The 14,723-nt window shown below is 55.7% G+C and carries 8 protein-coding genes; 6 read left to right on the forward strand and 2 right to left on the reverse strand.

Translation table 11 applies throughout. The annotated features are described in order from the left end of the window. Nucleotides 1–3 precede the first annotated feature (3 nt). From MKFW12EY_RS14310 to smbP, 6 genes are all read left to right on the forward strand, one after another. Nucleotides 4–1,221 carry an efflux RND transporter periplasmic adaptor subunit gene (locus MKFW12EY_RS14310; RefSeq protein WP_054762752.1) on the forward strand — a complete coding sequence of 406 codons (1,218 nt, stop codon included), beginning with the start codon at nucleotides 4–6 and terminating at the stop codon, nucleotides 1,219–1,221. Nucleotides 1,222–1,513: 292 nt separating this feature from the next. Continuing rightward, on the forward strand, nucleotides 1,514–1,942 hold the full coding sequence (locus MKFW12EY_RS14315; RefSeq protein WP_054762750.1) for a desulfoferrodoxin family protein: 429 nt from the start codon (nucleotides 1,514–1,516) through the stop codon (nucleotides 1,940–1,942). 370 nt (nucleotides 1,943–2,312) lie between these two features. Further along, nucleotides 2,313–3,782, forward strand: a complete 1,470-nt coding sequence (locus tag MKFW12EY_RS14320; RefSeq protein ID WP_221053238.1) for an MBL fold metallo-hydrolase — start codon at nucleotides 2,313–2,315, stop codon at nucleotides 3,780–3,782. Between the two features lie 709 nt (nucleotides 3,783–4,491). After that, complete coding sequence (locus tag MKFW12EY_RS14325) at nucleotides 4,492–6,606, forward strand: PAS domain S-box protein (protein ID WP_221053239.1); 2,115 nt, start codon at nucleotides 4,492–4,494, stop codon at nucleotides 6,604–6,606. Continuing rightward, a complete protein-coding gene (locus MKFW12EY_RS14330; RefSeq protein WP_221053240.1) occupies nucleotides 6,593–11,119 on the forward strand; it encodes a PAS domain S-box protein in 4,527 nt (1,508 codons plus the stop codon). Before MKFW12EY_RS14325 ends, MKFW12EY_RS14330 begins: the two co-directional genes overlap by 14 nt. A 782-nt stretch (nucleotides 11,120–11,901) precedes the next feature. Beyond that, nucleotides 11,902–12,231, forward strand: coding sequence for a small metal-binding protein SmbP (gene smbP / locus MKFW12EY_RS14335; protein ID WP_054762737.1), 330 nt, complete (start codon nucleotides 11,902–11,904; stop codon nucleotides 12,229–12,231). A gap of 145 nt (nucleotides 12,232–12,376) precedes the next feature. Here smbP and MKFW12EY_RS14340 read toward each other — a convergent pair whose 3' ends face one another. Both MKFW12EY_RS14340 and MKFW12EY_RS14345 read right to left on the reverse strand, forming a co-directional pair. Continuing rightward, complete coding sequence (locus MKFW12EY_RS14340; RefSeq protein ID WP_054762735.1) at nucleotides 12,377–13,495, reverse strand: HupE/UreJ family protein; 1,119 nt, start codon at nucleotides 13,493–13,495, stop codon at nucleotides 12,377–12,379. Then, nucleotides 13,492–14,670 (reverse strand): tetratricopeptide repeat protein, encoded by a 1,179-nt coding sequence (locus MKFW12EY_RS14345; protein WP_157199459.1) that lies wholly within the window; start codon nucleotides 14,668–14,670, stop codon nucleotides 13,492–13,494. The genes MKFW12EY_RS14340 and MKFW12EY_RS14345 overlap by 4 nt, the downstream gene beginning before the upstream one ends. Nucleotides 14,671–14,723 lie beyond the last annotated feature (53 nt).

Here is a 14,723-nt window from a genome sequence, read left to right on the forward strand (position 1 = left end):
TTTATGAAAACCCAGACCAGTCATGCTTTTGAATTACCCAAAACCGATAACCCCGGCACCACCTTGCGCCTGACCAAGCGTACCGGTCTGGTGATACTGGGCCTGTTGTTGTCCGGCGCCGCATTGCGGCTGGCGGCCAATCAACGCCACGACCAGCAATTGCAGGAAACCACCGCCGCAGCCTTGCAGCGCAATGTCATCACCGCCCGCCCGCGTCTTGGCGAGAATGCCCGCAAACTGGTGTTGCCCGCCACGTTGCGCGGCTACACCGAAACCCAAATCTTCGCCCGCAGCAACGGCTATTTAAAAAAGTGGCACAAGACCATCGGCGACTCCGTCAAGCAAGGCGACTTGCTGGCGGAAATCGATGTGCCGGAACTGGAACACGAATTGGCGCAAGGCCGGGCCACGCTGGCACAGGTCAAGGCCAAGGCTGAGCTGGCGCGCACCACGTTGCAACGCTGGAGCCAGCTCAACGAAACCGACGGCGCCCCGTTGCAAGAGTTTGAGGAAAAACGCGCCGCCTTCCTGCAAGCCGAGGCCGATGTTGCATCCGCCGTGGCCAACGTCAAACGTCTGGAAAACATCGAAGGCTACCGGCGAGTGCATGCGCCTTTCAACGGTGTCATTACCCGCCGTGCAGTGGACGTTGGCGCGTTGATCAACGCCGGCACCCAGGAATTATTCGCGCTGACCCAAACCGATCCGTTGCGCCTGAATGTCTGGGTGCCGCAGGCTTACGCCGACGAAATCAAAACCGGCCAGGACGTCAGCGTCAGACTGCCCGACAAGAAAGACGGCAAAGCGCTGACCGCCCGCGTCGAACGGGTGGCCGGCGCGCTGGACACCGAAACCCGCAGCCGCCAGGCGGAAATCGTGCTGGCCAATAACGATGCCAAACTGTTACCGGGCAGTTACGTCGAAATCAGCATCAACGTGCCCACCAAAACCCCGGCCTTGCTGGCCCCGGCCAATACGCTGGTGATCGACCAGGCCGGCGTTCACGTGGTTGTAGTTGGCGAGGATAAAAAAGTCAGCTTCAAACCGGTAAAACTGGGACGGGATTTTGGCAAGGAAGTGGAAATTGTCGAAGGCATTGCCGCCGATGACATACTGGTCGCCAGTCCGTCCGATTTGTTGGTCGAAGGCGAAAGCGTCGGCATAGTCGAAGCGACGCCAAAAACCGCGGAAAAACCCAGTCAAGCGAAGAAAACCGGTTGACGCTCAGCCGATGTCTCCCTCTGCTGATGGAGAGGGCTGGGGTGAGGAGAACTAGAAACAAGGACAATACCCAATGTTGATTCCCCTCACCCTGCCCCTCTCCCCTAGGGGAGAGGGGATGCTTGCCTTAACTTAACGACAACCTCATTGCGGGAGAGACAGTAAACCAGCTATTTTTGGCCGAAGCTGAATAGTGACAGCCGATTAATACTTTAACCCGACAGATTTATCATTTATCGCTGCGCAGGAAACTGCTCACCCAAAACCACCCACACACTATCAGGAGATCACCATGGAACGTCGCGATTTTATCAAACTCAGCGCCGCCGGCGCGGTAGCCGGCCTGGCCATTCCGGCCGTCGTCAACGCCGAAGCCGGCAAGCTACCGACCCCGCCCGGCGAAGTGTTTTATACCAAAGACTCGCAAGGCCGCTGGAACGGCAAGGCCGCCACGCATTTGCCGGTCATCGAAGCCAGCAAAGACGGCGGTAAAACCAACGTCAAAGTCACAACGCCGCATGAATTGAAAGGCTACGAACATTACATCGTCAAGCACGTGTTGCTGGACAAGGATTACAAATTCCTGGCCGAACACTTTTTCGATCCCACCAAGGACACGGTGCCGGTTTCGACGTTTAGCCTGGATAATTACAGCGGCACCCTATACGCGTTGAGCCTGTGCAACAAACACGATTTGTGGCTAAGCAGCGCCGAAGTGTAACCACCTCAAACCCGCCGCCGGCGGGTTTTTTGTTTGAATCGAGAAGTTAGTCCATCGCCCTGGCGACGAGAAAACAGCTTGTCCACGGCGGCCTGACATCCTCGCAACACCTTCCACCTTGTCGGCGCAAACCTGCGTCCCCAGCAACAGCGCAACAGCAATTTCTGCCGACTGACCAACAAACATGGGTTTAACCCTGACCGGGTTTGCATAGCCTGATTCGCCAGCTTCACTGGCACCAGCGGCAAATACCCGGATAAATTCTGCCCAGGCACGAGGTTTGCACTACTTGGCTTTCTCAATTTTAAATTTGGCTGCTCGTTGGCAGGAAACATCCAGTGGCAGCCGTTTTGAACATTCAGGAGCCAACATGCGCAACCCTCTATTCACCGCCGCCGGTTTTACCCTGGCGCTAACCACCGTCAGTTGCAGTTCTCTGCACCAGAACGCCGTCAAGCAGGCAGCGGATGCCGCTGGCGTCGATAGCATCAAATCCATCGAATTCAGCGGCACCGGCCGCTGGTACCAGTTTGGCCAAGCGCCCAGCCCCGAACTACCGTGGCCGCCGTTTGCGGTAAAAAGCTATACCGCTGACATCAATTACGAAACGGCCAGCGCGCGGGTGCAAATCAGCCGTTTGCAGGAGATAGGAGCCGGCCGCAATCGGCCGGTGCCGACCGAGCAAAAAGTCGATCAATATATTAACGGCAACGTGGCCTGGAATCTGGCGCCGCCGGCGGCCAACGCCAGTACGCCAACGGTCACGCCGCAACCGGCGGCAAGCGCAGAACGCGCGGCGGAAATTTGGAGCACGCCACAAGGCTTTTTACGTGCGGCGCAAACTCATCAAGCCAAATCGGAGGCCAAGGGCGAGAACACCGAAGTCAGCTTTACAGTGGCCGGCAAATACCGCTATGTCGGTACGCTGAATGCCGAACACCAACTGACCAATGTCAAAACCTGGATCGATAATCCGGTGCTGGGCGACACCTTAGTCGAAACCCGCTTCAGCGATTACAAAGCCTTTGACGGCGGCGAGTTCCCCAGCCACATCGTCCGCCTGGCCGGCGGTTTTCCGGTGCTGGACATCAATGTCAACAATGTCAAAGCCAACCTGCCGGTCGATCTACCCATTCCCGCCGAAGCTTCCAAAAAGCCCTCTGTCGTCGTAGCGGCCAATAAATTGGCCGACGGCGTGTATTACTTGACCGGCGGCACGCACCATAGCGTGGCGATCGAGCAGAAAGATCACATCGTTTTGGTGGAAGCGCCGCTGAATGAAGAACGCTCGTTGGCCCTGATCGAAAAACTGAAAGAGACTGTCCCCAACAAACCGATCAAGTATTTGGTCAATACTCACGCCCACTTCGACCATTCCGGCGGCTTACGGACCTTCGTCGATGCCGGCGCGACCATCGTCACCCACGACCCCAATCAAAGTTACTATCAAACCATTTGGAGCAATCCGCATTCGATCAATCCGGACCGGCTGGAAGCGTCGAAAAAAGCCGCGAAGTTCGAGAGTTTTACCGGTAAAAAAGTATTGAGCGACGGCAAACGCAGCATCGAGATCCATTCGCTGGCCGATAACAGCCATAACGATGCCTTTATTGCGGTGTATTTGCCCAAGGAAAAAATTCTGGTCGAGGCTGACGCTTACACACCGCTGGCCGCCAACGCGCCGGCACCGAGTTCGCCTAACCCCTATTCGGTGAATCTGTACCAGAACATTCAAAAACTGAAACTGGATGTGAAGCAGATTGCCGCATTGCACGGGCCACGGGTAGTAACGCTGGCCGATTTGCGCAACGCCATCGGCATCACCAAAGCCGCCCGCTAAACAAGAAAGACCGCTGCCAAGACATTGCGTGGGAACGAAAACGTTACCCACGCACCTCAGTTCCCCCCCTCCGACACCATCCGTCATCCAAGCCGGTTAAAGCGCTTCCTAGCCGCAATGCCGTCAAGTTAAGAAAACCCTGAACAAGTCTGTTTTTGATATTCCAACGCGAAGAAAAACACTTCAATTTTATCCAGGTCCGCCGATTTGCCCCTGATTTCCCAGGGGGCGGGACCGGATTTCGCCCTGGGTGGGCAACCAGGCGTTTCGAATCGGGTACTCGTCAAGCCGGCTGAAGCGATGGCTTGGATGTAGCGTTCCGTCATGGCGGCAGAAGCCAAACCAGGTAGGCGTTGCGTTCCTGCGGGTTAAAGTCGACGACCAGGCGTTATCGATGCGATCGGCCTATAGCTGCCGCTGAGGATGCTGGCGAAATTTTCCAGCCTTAAGTTCAGAGGATGGCGGCTTTTCGGCACGCGATCTTGCGTCCTTTTTGGTTCGCCCAGGCCATTTTGCGACATTCAAGAAAGAGGGCAACCAGTGGTTCAAACAGCAGGTTTTAAATCATAGATGAGGCGTTACCGAAAAATTGAACAACCGATTAAGTGAAACACCTGCTATTTTTGAGCGTCCGTCAGGACTAAGCCGATGCCCAATTTCGGGCTTTTGGCTTGCCTATCATCAGTCATTTAACACGCCTATTCGTAATATGGACCCCTATAAACGCATTTTTGAGTCTACTCCCGATGGTTTATTGGTTATTAATAAATTTGGGAGTATTTCGGTGGTAAACGAGCAAGCGGAACGGATGTTTGGCTACGACCGCGATGAACTGGTTGGTAAGGAAATCGAAATCCTGATCCCCAGTCAGTTCGCCTCCCATCATGTCAAGCACCGTTCGGACTACTTTAAAAATCCCAGATCGCGCCCCATGGGGGCTGGTCTGGAGTTATTCGGTCGTCGCAAGGATAACAGCGAATTTCCGGTCGACATCATGCTCAGTCCTATCGGTGTCGAAGCGGAAAGCGCCGTTTTATGTGTGGTCCGCGACATTACTGAGCGACATCGTGCGGAAAAGAAGTTTCGTGGTTTGCTCGAGTCGGCCCCGGATGCGATGGTGATCGTCGATGCCAACGGCCACATTGTATTGGTGAATTCGCAGACAGAAATAATGTTCGGCTACCGGCGCGACGAGCTGCTGGGGAAACCGGTTGAAACACTGATGCCGAAACGCTTTCGTACGCATCATTCAGACCATCGCAACGGTTATTTTGCGGGTCCTAGGGTCCGTCCGATGGGCGCCGGCTTGGAATTGTACGGTTTGCGGAAGGATGGCTCGGAATTTCCGATCGAGATCAGTCTGAGTCCGTTAGAGACCGAAGAAGGTGTTTTGATATCCAGCGCCATTCGCGATATTAGCCGGCGCAGGAGCGCTGAAAACGAGCGTTCGCGTCTTGCCGCCATTGTGGAATCGGCAACCGATGCCATCATCGGCAAAAAGCTGGATGGTACGATTTTGAGTTGGAATCCCGCCGCAGAACGCCTATTTGGCTACCGATCGGACGAGGTGATTGGACAGAACATCAAGATGCTGATCCCGCCGGATCGCTTAGAGGAAGAATCTCGCATCTTAAATTTGATCCGCAATGACGCGCGTGTCGAGCCTTACGAAAGCGTCAGACAACGTAAGGACGGTACGTTGATCGAAGTATGGCTGACCATGTCGCCGGTAAAAGACGCCGACGGTAATGTCATCGGCGCGTCTAAGATCGTTGCCGACATCACCGGACGCCGGCGCGCCGAGAAAAAATTCCGGGGTTTGCTCGAGTCGGCCCCGGATGCCATGGTGATCGTCAATGCCAATGGCCAAATCGTATTGGTGAATTCGCAGACAGAAAAAATGTTCGGCTACCCGCGCGATGAGCTGCTGGGGAAACCGGTTGAAACACTCATGCCCCAACGAATGCGCGAGCATCATCCAGGCCATCGCAAGGGTTATTTTGCAAATCCCAGGGTCCGTCCGATGGGCGTTGGCTTGGAACTGTACGGCTTGCGGAAGGATGGCTCGGAATTTCCGATCGAGATCAGTCTGAGCCCGTTAGAAACCGAAGAAGGCGTTTTGATATCCAGCGCCATTCGGGATATTAGCGAGCGCACGCAAGCGGAGAAAAAGATTCTGGAGTCTCTGCGGGAAAAAGAAGTGCTGCTTAAGGAGGTGCATCATCGCGTCAAGAACAACTTGGCCGTGATTTCCAGTCTGTTTTACCTGCAGTCGACCTACACGACTGACGAACTGATGCTGAAAATTTTGCAGGAATGTCAGGACAGGGTGCGTTCGATGGCTTTGGTGCATGAAAGCCTCTATGGTTCGGAAAATTTCGCAGCGGTCAATTTTGCCGAGTATGCACGTAATCTTAGTGAACAATTGATTCATACCTATGGACTAACCACCAACCAGATTCAATTAACGACAGACATGGATACCCTTCTAATCGGCATAGATTTGGCGGTGCCATGCGGCTTGATCTTGAACGAATTGCTGACCAACGCCATCAAGCATGCCTTCCCGAACGGGCAACAGGGTATGATCGGATTAGGCTTACGCTTTACCGATAACGATCGCGTATTCAGGTTGCTTGTGAGCGATAATGGTATCGGGTTACCTACCGGGCTCAATATCGAGACCTGTCCGTCGCTGGGACTACGCCTGATTCGGTCTTTGACTCGCCAAGTTGGCGGGCACTTCGAATTTGCAGCCACGCATCCAGGAACGGAAGCACGACTTACCGTGCGATTGGATCATCATCATAATGACAGACAATAATCAGACTTTGGGTAAACGCATTTTAATCGTCGAGGACGAAGCCCTTATCGCCGAGGAAATGCAAGATCGGTTACAACGCTTGGGTTATCAGGTCGCCGGTATTGCTGACACCGGGCCTACGGCCATCAGTATCGCCGAACAAACCCGGCCCGATCTGGTGTTAATGGACATCCAGCTCAAAGGCGAGATGGATGGCATCGAAACCGCGGAGCGCATTTATCGGCAGCTACATATTCCTGTGGTCTATGTGACGGCGCACGCCGATCATGCCACCCTCCATCGTGCTAAAAACATCGCGCAATTCGGCTACATACTTAAACCGTTCCAAGAACGAGAGCTAATGGCCTCCATCCCCATGGCGCTGCATCGCCACAGTGTGGAGAAGCTGCTCCAGGACAGCCAGATTACCTATGCGACCATATTAGCCAGCATTAGCGACGGCGTTATCGTCACCGATGAGCACGCCCGCCTGCGTTTCCTGAATCCCGTAGCCGAAAAGCTAACCGGATGGCGTCTTTCGGAAGCGCACGGTGCTGCTGTCGAAAGCGTTTTAACGCTGGTTGACGAAGTCACTCAGCGCACATTCGAAAATCCACTTATTCAGGTGCTGCAAACAAAGTCCGTTGCCACCTTTAGCGAAGCCTGTTTGTTAATCGATCGCAATGGACGAGCCATACCCATCGACTACAGCGCCGCTCCCGTGATAGGGACCTCCGGCGGCCTGGTCGGAGCCGTCGTCGTGGTCAGAGATATCAATGCCCAGCGTGCCGCTGAAAGGAAATTCAGAGGCCTGCTGGAATCGGCGCCGGATGCCATGGTGGTCGTCAATGAAGGCGGTCAAATCGTATTGGTCAATTCGCAGACAGAGAAAATATTCGGTTATCCGCGTCAGGAGCTGCTCAACCAGCCGGTCGAAAAACTCATGCCGGCCCGCTTGCGGGAACAACATCCCGGGCATCGTCAAGGTTATGTTGCCAGCCCGCGGGTGCGGTCCATGGGCGCGAGCATGGAGTTGTATGGTCTACGGAAGGACGGTACCGAATTTCCGATCGAGATGAGTTTAAGTCCGCTGCAGATCGATGATGGCCTACTGGTTTTCAGTAATATCCGCGACACAACTGATCGCAAGCAACGCGATGCGGAATTGCTCGCCAGCGAACAACGTTTTCGCACGCTGGTTGAACAGGCATCGGACGGCATTCTTACTGCCGATGCCAATGGGGTCTATCTCGATGTCAATGCGGCCGGCTGTGAAATGTTGGGTTATTCGCGGGAGGAGATATTGCAAATGTCGATCGCAGACTTGCTCTCTCCCGAGGAAGTATTGCGTATAACACCGGAACTGGCCCGCTTGGGCGAAGGCGCCGCGGTTAAAAGCGAATGGCGTTTCCGCCGTAAGGATGGTTCGATTTTTGTGGGCGAGATTAATGCCCGGCAATTACCCGACGGTCGATTATTGGCCTTTCTGCGAGACATTACCGAAAGAAAGCAGACCGAGGATGCATTGCGCATCAGTCAGGCGCGTTTGGCCGAAGCTCAGAAACTGGCCGAACTCGGGCATTGGGAACTGTGTTTCGGCAGCAATCAACTGATGTGGTCCGACGATGTACACCGCATCTTCGAAACATCGCCCGAAACGTTCGGCGCGAGCTATCAGTATTTTGAGGAGCGCGTGCATCCGCATGACCGGGAGGCTGTCAACCAAGCCTATACCGAGTCACTGCAGAATAAGACGATTTTGGACGTGGAATATCGACTGCTGATGGCCGATGGGCGCATTAAATATCTTCATGCCCGCGGGCTGACCGAGTATGACGCCGCCGGCACGCCGCTGCGTTCGCTCGGTACCGTTCAGGACATCAGCAAGCGGAAACAGGCGGAACAACGCATTGAGCGGCTCAACAAGCTATATGCCACGCTGGCCGAGACTAACGAAGTCATCGTCCGCGTTCAATCCAGAACGGAATTATTTGCCAATATCGTCCGCATTGCTGTCGAATTCAGCGAGCTGGCGTGCGCTTGGATTGGCTTGGTCGACGCAAAGAGGCAGCGTTTGCGACCTGTAGCGGTATATGGCCCCAGTTCATCCTATGTCGACAACCTTTTGATATCGTGCGATCCGCTTCTGCCGGAAGGATCTGGGCCTTGCGGGTTGGCGCTAAACGAAGACAGCCACCAGCTCAGCAACGACTATCAGCACGATCCAAGAACCGCCCCTTGGCGGGCTGCCGCCAAGTCTTTCGGCATACACTCGGCCGGCTCATTTCCGTTACGACAGCAGGGACAGGTTATCGGCGTTTTGACGCTTTATGCTAATGAAGTGAACTTTTTTACCGAGGACATCGTTCGTTTATTGGAGGATATGACGATCGACATTTCTGTCGCGCTGGATCGTTTCGTCCATGAAGAAAAGCGTCAATTGGCTGAAAACGCCGTTCGCGAAAGCGAGATGCGCCTCAATTTGGCCATTGCTTCATCCAAATTGGGCATTTACGATGTCAACATCAAGACCGGCGAGAGGACTTACAATTCTGAATACGCCGCCATGCTGGGCTATGAACCGACAGGTTTTGAAGAAGACGCCGAGAGCTATTTCGAACACATTCATCCCGATGACCGCAAGGCGTGGTTGAACGCTTACAACGACTGCATTTCCGGCAACCGGGAGCATTTCCGCGCCGAATTTCGCAAGCGCACCGCGGACGGCGATTGGAAATGGATCTCGGCGATTGGCGCCGTGGTAGCGCATGATGCAGACGGAAATCCCTTACGTTTTATCGGCACGCATTCCGATATATCAGAACGTAAGTCCAGCGAGGAACATTTGCGTCTCTTGGCATCCGTTTTCGACTCGAGTCACGAATCCATCGTCGTCACCGATGTCAATCTCAATATTGTTGCCGTCAATAAGGCTTTTGCGGAAATGACCGGCTACAGCGCCGAAGAGTCCATAGGGCAACATGTCAGGATTTTCAAATCCGGGCATCATGACCATGCGTACTACGAAACCATGTGGCAACACATTAATAGCCTGGGCTATTGGCAAGGCGAGCTTTGGGTGCGGCATAAGAGCGGTGACAGCTATCCCTCCCTGACCGCAATCTCGTCAGTCCGCGCTGATAACGGCGGTGTTACCCACTATGTCAAAATATCGGCCGATATTACGCAACACAAGGAAGCCGAACAACGCATCAAGCAATTGGCCTATTACGATGCCCTGACGGGAATTCCGAACAGAATACTCATGCGCGAGCAGGCGCAAAAGGCATTAGCCCTGGCGCAACGCAATCAGACCGAGCTTGCCTTATTTTTTATCGATCTCGATCGTTTCAAGAACATCAACGATTCGCTGGGCCATATCGTAGGCGACCAATTGCTACAGATCATGGCGGAGCGCCTATGTCAACTCGTGCGCGACACGGATACCGTGTGCCGCCTCGGCGGTGACGAGTTCTTATTGCTTCTGTCCGCCGGCGCCTCTACCGCGGCCCGCGTCGCTCGGAAGTTGTTGGCGGAGTTGGCCGAACCTTATGACATTGCCGGACATTCGTTACGGATTACTTGCAGCATTGGCATCGGCATTTTTCCCAAGGATGGGGGCGGTTTCGATGAGTTGCTAAAAAATGCCGACATTGCCATGTATAAGGCAAAGGAATCGGGACGCAATGCATTCCATTTTTTCTCTGCGGAAATGAACGCCGGCGCGATGGAGCGTCTGTTGCTGGAAAACGCCTTGCGGCAGGCACGCGTTAACAATCAGTTTTCGTTGTACTACCAGCCGCAAATCGATCTGTCCGATGGCCGTGTCATAGGCATGGAGGCATTGATCCGTTGGCAACATCCGGACACGGGTTTCATCTCACCGGCCAAATTTATTCCGATTGCCGAGGAAACCGGCCTTATTGTGCCGATAGGCGAATGGGTATTGAAGGAAGCATGCCGGCAGAATCGAGCTTGGCAGTTAACCGGTCTGGTCGACGTGCCGATTTCCGTCAATCTATCCGTACGCCAGTTTTCGCATGACAATGTGTTGCGTTTGATCAGCAAAACCCTGCGAGAGACTGAGATGCCGGCGACGAGTTTGGAAGTCGAGATTACCGAAAGTATCCTGGTGCAGGATGTGGAAAAGACGCTGGGCGTCTTGCATGAGTTGAAGGCCATGGGGGTGAAGATTGCAGTCGATGACTTCGGAACCGGGTATTCGAGCCTGTCTTATCTGAAGCGCTTTCCATTGGACAGATTAAAAATTGACCAGTCGTTTGTGCGTGACGTGGTCGAAAACCGGGACGATCAAGCAATCGCTTCCGCTACCATTAATCTTGGGCATAGCCTTGGGCTGGTTGTCATTGCCGAAGGTGTCGAAACCAAAGCGCAATTGGATGTCCTGCGAACGCTCGGTTGCGACGAAGTTCAAGGTTACTTCTTCGCTAGGCCGATGCCGGCAGTAGCAATGGAGCAGTTCTTACGGGACAAAGTCATCAATGGATCGAAGAATTACATTGAGCGCTGTTAAATTATCCGAGCAGACATGCAAATCTCAAGCCAAACATTGAAGCTTGACTTATCGTATTGAATTTAGAGCCTATAAACGCTTAGTTTTGAAAAAACGCCCGCTGGCAACCTGTTTTGAGGAGATAGAAGCTACCGTTCAATAGGACTCGGAACTCTCGCGGTTTTGAACCACCGGGCTTTAGGCGTTTGAACCGTTCCAGTAAGGGCTCAACAAGCTCCCAACAATCGTCCGAAATTTCTTGATAGCCCATAACTGGCAAATGCCATCGATAAATCAAGAGATTATTCAATATTCACAACATCAGGCACTAGTTGTGCCGGATATCTTCTAACCACCCGACTGCGCAACAGCAGGCACCCAAATTACGGCGCCTTCGGCACTGCCAGCGAAACCCGGTATTAGCGCCGGCCCAGCCCGGCCTGTAAACGAATGGAAGGCCCTCCACGACGGCGCCAAGGACGAAGACACCATCCTGCAAATTGTCGGCATCGGCCCGGCAACATCGGTGCCGGCGCCGGCCAAATAAGCGGCAGCGCTAGTGGGTACAAGCGGCGACGGCTGCTGCCACGGCAACAACCCTGCAACAACACTTGCGCCGGCAAAAACATATTCCGGGCATTGTTATTTAAATCGCCAATAAAATCAGAGCATTAGCTCTGGCACGCAATTTGTGTATTCCATTACGGCGCCGCGCATGTCTCGATTAGCCTTGGCCAACCTTTGCGTAACCGGTGTCGAATTCACTTTTTAAACAAACCAATCCAATAACGGGGGACTTTCCTATGAAAAAAATCGCGATTATCAGCGCCTTACTGTTAACCAGCACCGGCGTATTTGCCGAAGAGCACGCGGCCGAAGCGTTGAAACATTCCGAGCACGCCGTGACTCACGGCCAATCCGGTCACGCCGAGCAGTTGGTCGAACATGCCGGCAAGGCGCTGGACCACGCCAAACAAGCCGAAGGCGTAGCCAGCGGTTCGGCGAAAACCCATGTATCCGCCGGCATCAAATCGTTGGAAGAATCGATTGCCCACGGTAAACAAAACCACGCCGACGTGGCCACCAAACACGCCGAGGAAGCGGTAGGCCATTTCAAAGCCAGCAACGGTTAAAGCTATTTCCCAAGCCGATAGCCGGGGCGTTTTAACCGCGCCGGCCTTCGGCCGCCCGGCTCAGGATTCGCCGGGACGCAAAACTTAAACCTTACATCGGCGCGGATTGCGCCAAACAGCATCCTCTCACCGCAGCGGAATCCGCTCAGAAAATCTGCAAACTGATCTCCAGACTGCGCTCGGCCAGCCAAATGCAGGCCAGCGCCGCAATCGCCGCCGAGCTCCAGCGCATGGCCGAACCCGGATACGCGGCGAAACGGCCGGCGTATACCACCAGCGGAAACGCTAGCGCCACGACCACCAGTTGTCCGGCCTCGACGCCAAGGTTGAAGCCCAGCAAAGCCGCAATTGGCGAACTGCTCCCGTTGCCGATATCCAATAACACGCTGGCGATACCCATGCCATGGATCAAACCGAAACCGAACGCCAGCCAGGCCCGGCGCCGCGCCAACAGCGGGTAGATATTGTTCAGCGCCGCCAGCGCCACCGATGCGGCGATGGCCGCTTCGACCCAGCGCGCCGGCAAGGCGATGACATGCAATGCGGTCAGGCTCAAGGTTAACGAATGCGCCAACGTAAATGCGGTGACGACGGCGGCGACCTCCAGCGCAGCCGCGCGCCAACTGCCGACCGCGCGCCAGCCGGTTCGGTCCCAGGCCAGTCCGGCCGGCAGCAACAGGCTGAACAAAAACAGCAGATGGTCGTAGCCGATCAGGATATGGTGCGCGCCCTCCCCGGCAAAACTCGCCAATACCTGCCAAAGGCTGTGTTCGGTCGCAACGTCGAACGTCTGCCGCTGCGAGTCCGGGCCGAATATAGCCGGCCGGCCGGCGCTGCCGGCCCAACTGAACAGACCGCGGTGCTGGGCGTCCAGATCGAAAAACAAACGGTAATCCAGCGCCCAGGTCCCGGCCAAGTCCGGACAGGAAAGCGCAAAATTCAATACGGCGTAGTTGCCATCGCTATGGCTAGCGACCTGCAATTGGCCCGGCTGTAACGCGCAATCCCGGCCGGCACTGGCAACGCTCAGCCGTTGCATGGCATAAGCGAATACGGCATCGCTCATGTTGCGCAATTCGCCCCAGGTAAGCGCGCCGTCGCCGTTTGCGTCCAGGCCCAGTGCGTAATCCAGGTCGCGCAAGGCGATATCCCAGCGGCCTTGCAGGCGGGCCGGGTCCAGACTCAAATAGCTGTCGCTGGCTTTATGCGCCATGGCCGGGGCGGAGCAGCACAACCATAAGCAGAGTAAGGCCCAGTTCTTCATACTCCCTCCCCGCCGAACTGGGCGATCAACGGCTGTAAGCGGCTATCCTGCAAACCGGTACGCGCCAGAAAATCCAGCACCGGCCGCAACTCGGTCCGGCTTTTGCCGGCGGCCAGCGCCGCTTCCAGCAAAATCCGGGTGTCGCGTGGCTCGCGTTGGATTTGCCAATTGGCTTGCGCCAGCGCGAATGCGGCACCGGCCTGATTGCGCAGATGCAACAGAAACCGGGCTTCGTCGGCTTGGTGGCGGCTGTCGCCGCGCATGCGCAACGCGGCAAACCGCGCCTGTAACGCATCGGTATGGGCGGCGGCGTCCCGCTGCGGCAAATGCCGTTCCGCAAGCGTTAGCCGCAACAACAACGGATCGGCGCGGGTATGGTCGGCCAACAGCTCGACCAATTCGGCATACCGCTGCCGGTCCAACAGAAAGTCGGCATAGGCAGCCAGCAAATAGCCGTCGGCCTCCGCGCTGGCCAACGCCTGCCGGTAATGGCGCTCGGCCGCGGCCAGGTCGCCGTTGCGCTCGGCGATTTCGGCTAAGGTGGTAAATGCCCATTGCCGGTCGGTTGCCGACGCTTCGTTTGCATTCGCCAACGCTTGTTGCAACTGGCGGTAAGCCGCATCGCCCTGCCCGGTCAGGCTGATTACCGAATCGATGCAGACCGCGCTGACCAGCGGCGCCGCGGTTTTCGCCAGCGGCAGGCAACTACGGCCGGCGGCGGCATAGTCGCCTTGCACTTCCAGAATCGCCGCCCGGGTCAACCAGGCCTGGGCCAGCCGGGGCCGCAGTGCCAAAGCCCTTTCCAGCAAGGCCAGCGCCGGCGCGAATTCGTGCCGGTTTTGCAGCAAGGTCGCTTGCAGCGTCAACACTTCCGGGTCGGCGGCTTGCCGAGCCAACCATGGTTGCAAAGCGGCTTCGGCATAGCCGAAATAACGCGGATCGGCCTCGGCCCGGCCCAGTTCGATATAGCGCCGCGCCAGTTGCAGTACCGGCGGCAAAGCTTGGGGCTGGGCGGCGACTTGCTGGCGCAAGCCGCGCAGTTCCAGCCAATGGCTACCGCGGGCCGGCAAGGTCTCGATCACCTGACCGGCGTCGGCCGGCACGAACGCGTCGGCCCAACAAGGCTGCAGCGCCACAGTCAACACCATCCAGCCCATTCTCCAGCGATTAAACATCGTCATTCTCCTCGGCAAAGGGAGGCGGCCGCGCCGCCTCCGCGGTTGATAAC

Origin of the sequence: Methylomonas koyamae (assembly GCF_019669905.1) — a bacterium.
Classification (GTDB): domain Bacteria; phylum Pseudomonadota; class Gammaproteobacteria; order Methylococcales; family Methylomonadaceae; genus Methylomonas; species Methylomonas koyamae.

Excerpts from the sequence above, each read along its gene's own strand:
- MKFW12EY_RS14345 (WP_157199459.1), bottom strand. The coding sequence starts at position 14,670 with ATGTTTAATCGCTGGAGAATGGGCTGGATGGTGTTGACTGTGGCGCTG.
- MKFW12EY_RS14325 (WP_221053239.1), top strand. The coding sequence starts at position 4,492 with ATGGACCCCTATAAACGCATTTTTGAGTCTACTCCCGATGGTTTATTG.
- smbP (WP_054762737.1), top strand. The coding sequence starts at position 11,902 with ATGAAAAAAATCGCGATTATCAGCGCCTTACTGTTAACCAGCACCGGC.
- MKFW12EY_RS14330 (WP_221053240.1), top strand. The coding sequence starts at position 6,593 with ATGACAGACAATAATCAGACTTTGGGTAAACGCATTTTAATCGTCGAG.
- MKFW12EY_RS14320 (WP_221053238.1), top strand. The coding sequence starts at position 2,313 with ATGCGCAACCCTCTATTCACCGCCGCCGGTTTTACCCTGGCGCTAACC.
- MKFW12EY_RS14310 (WP_054762752.1), top strand. The coding sequence starts at position 4 with ATGAAAACCCAGACCAGTCATGCTTTTGAATTACCCAAAACCGATAAC.
- MKFW12EY_RS14315 (WP_054762750.1), top strand. The coding sequence starts at position 1,514 with ATGGAACGTCGCGATTTTATCAAACTCAGCGCCGCCGGCGCGGTAGCC.
- MKFW12EY_RS14340 (WP_054762735.1), bottom strand. The coding sequence starts at position 13,495 with ATGAAGAACTGGGCCTTACTCTGCTTATGGTTGTGCTGCTCCGCCCCG.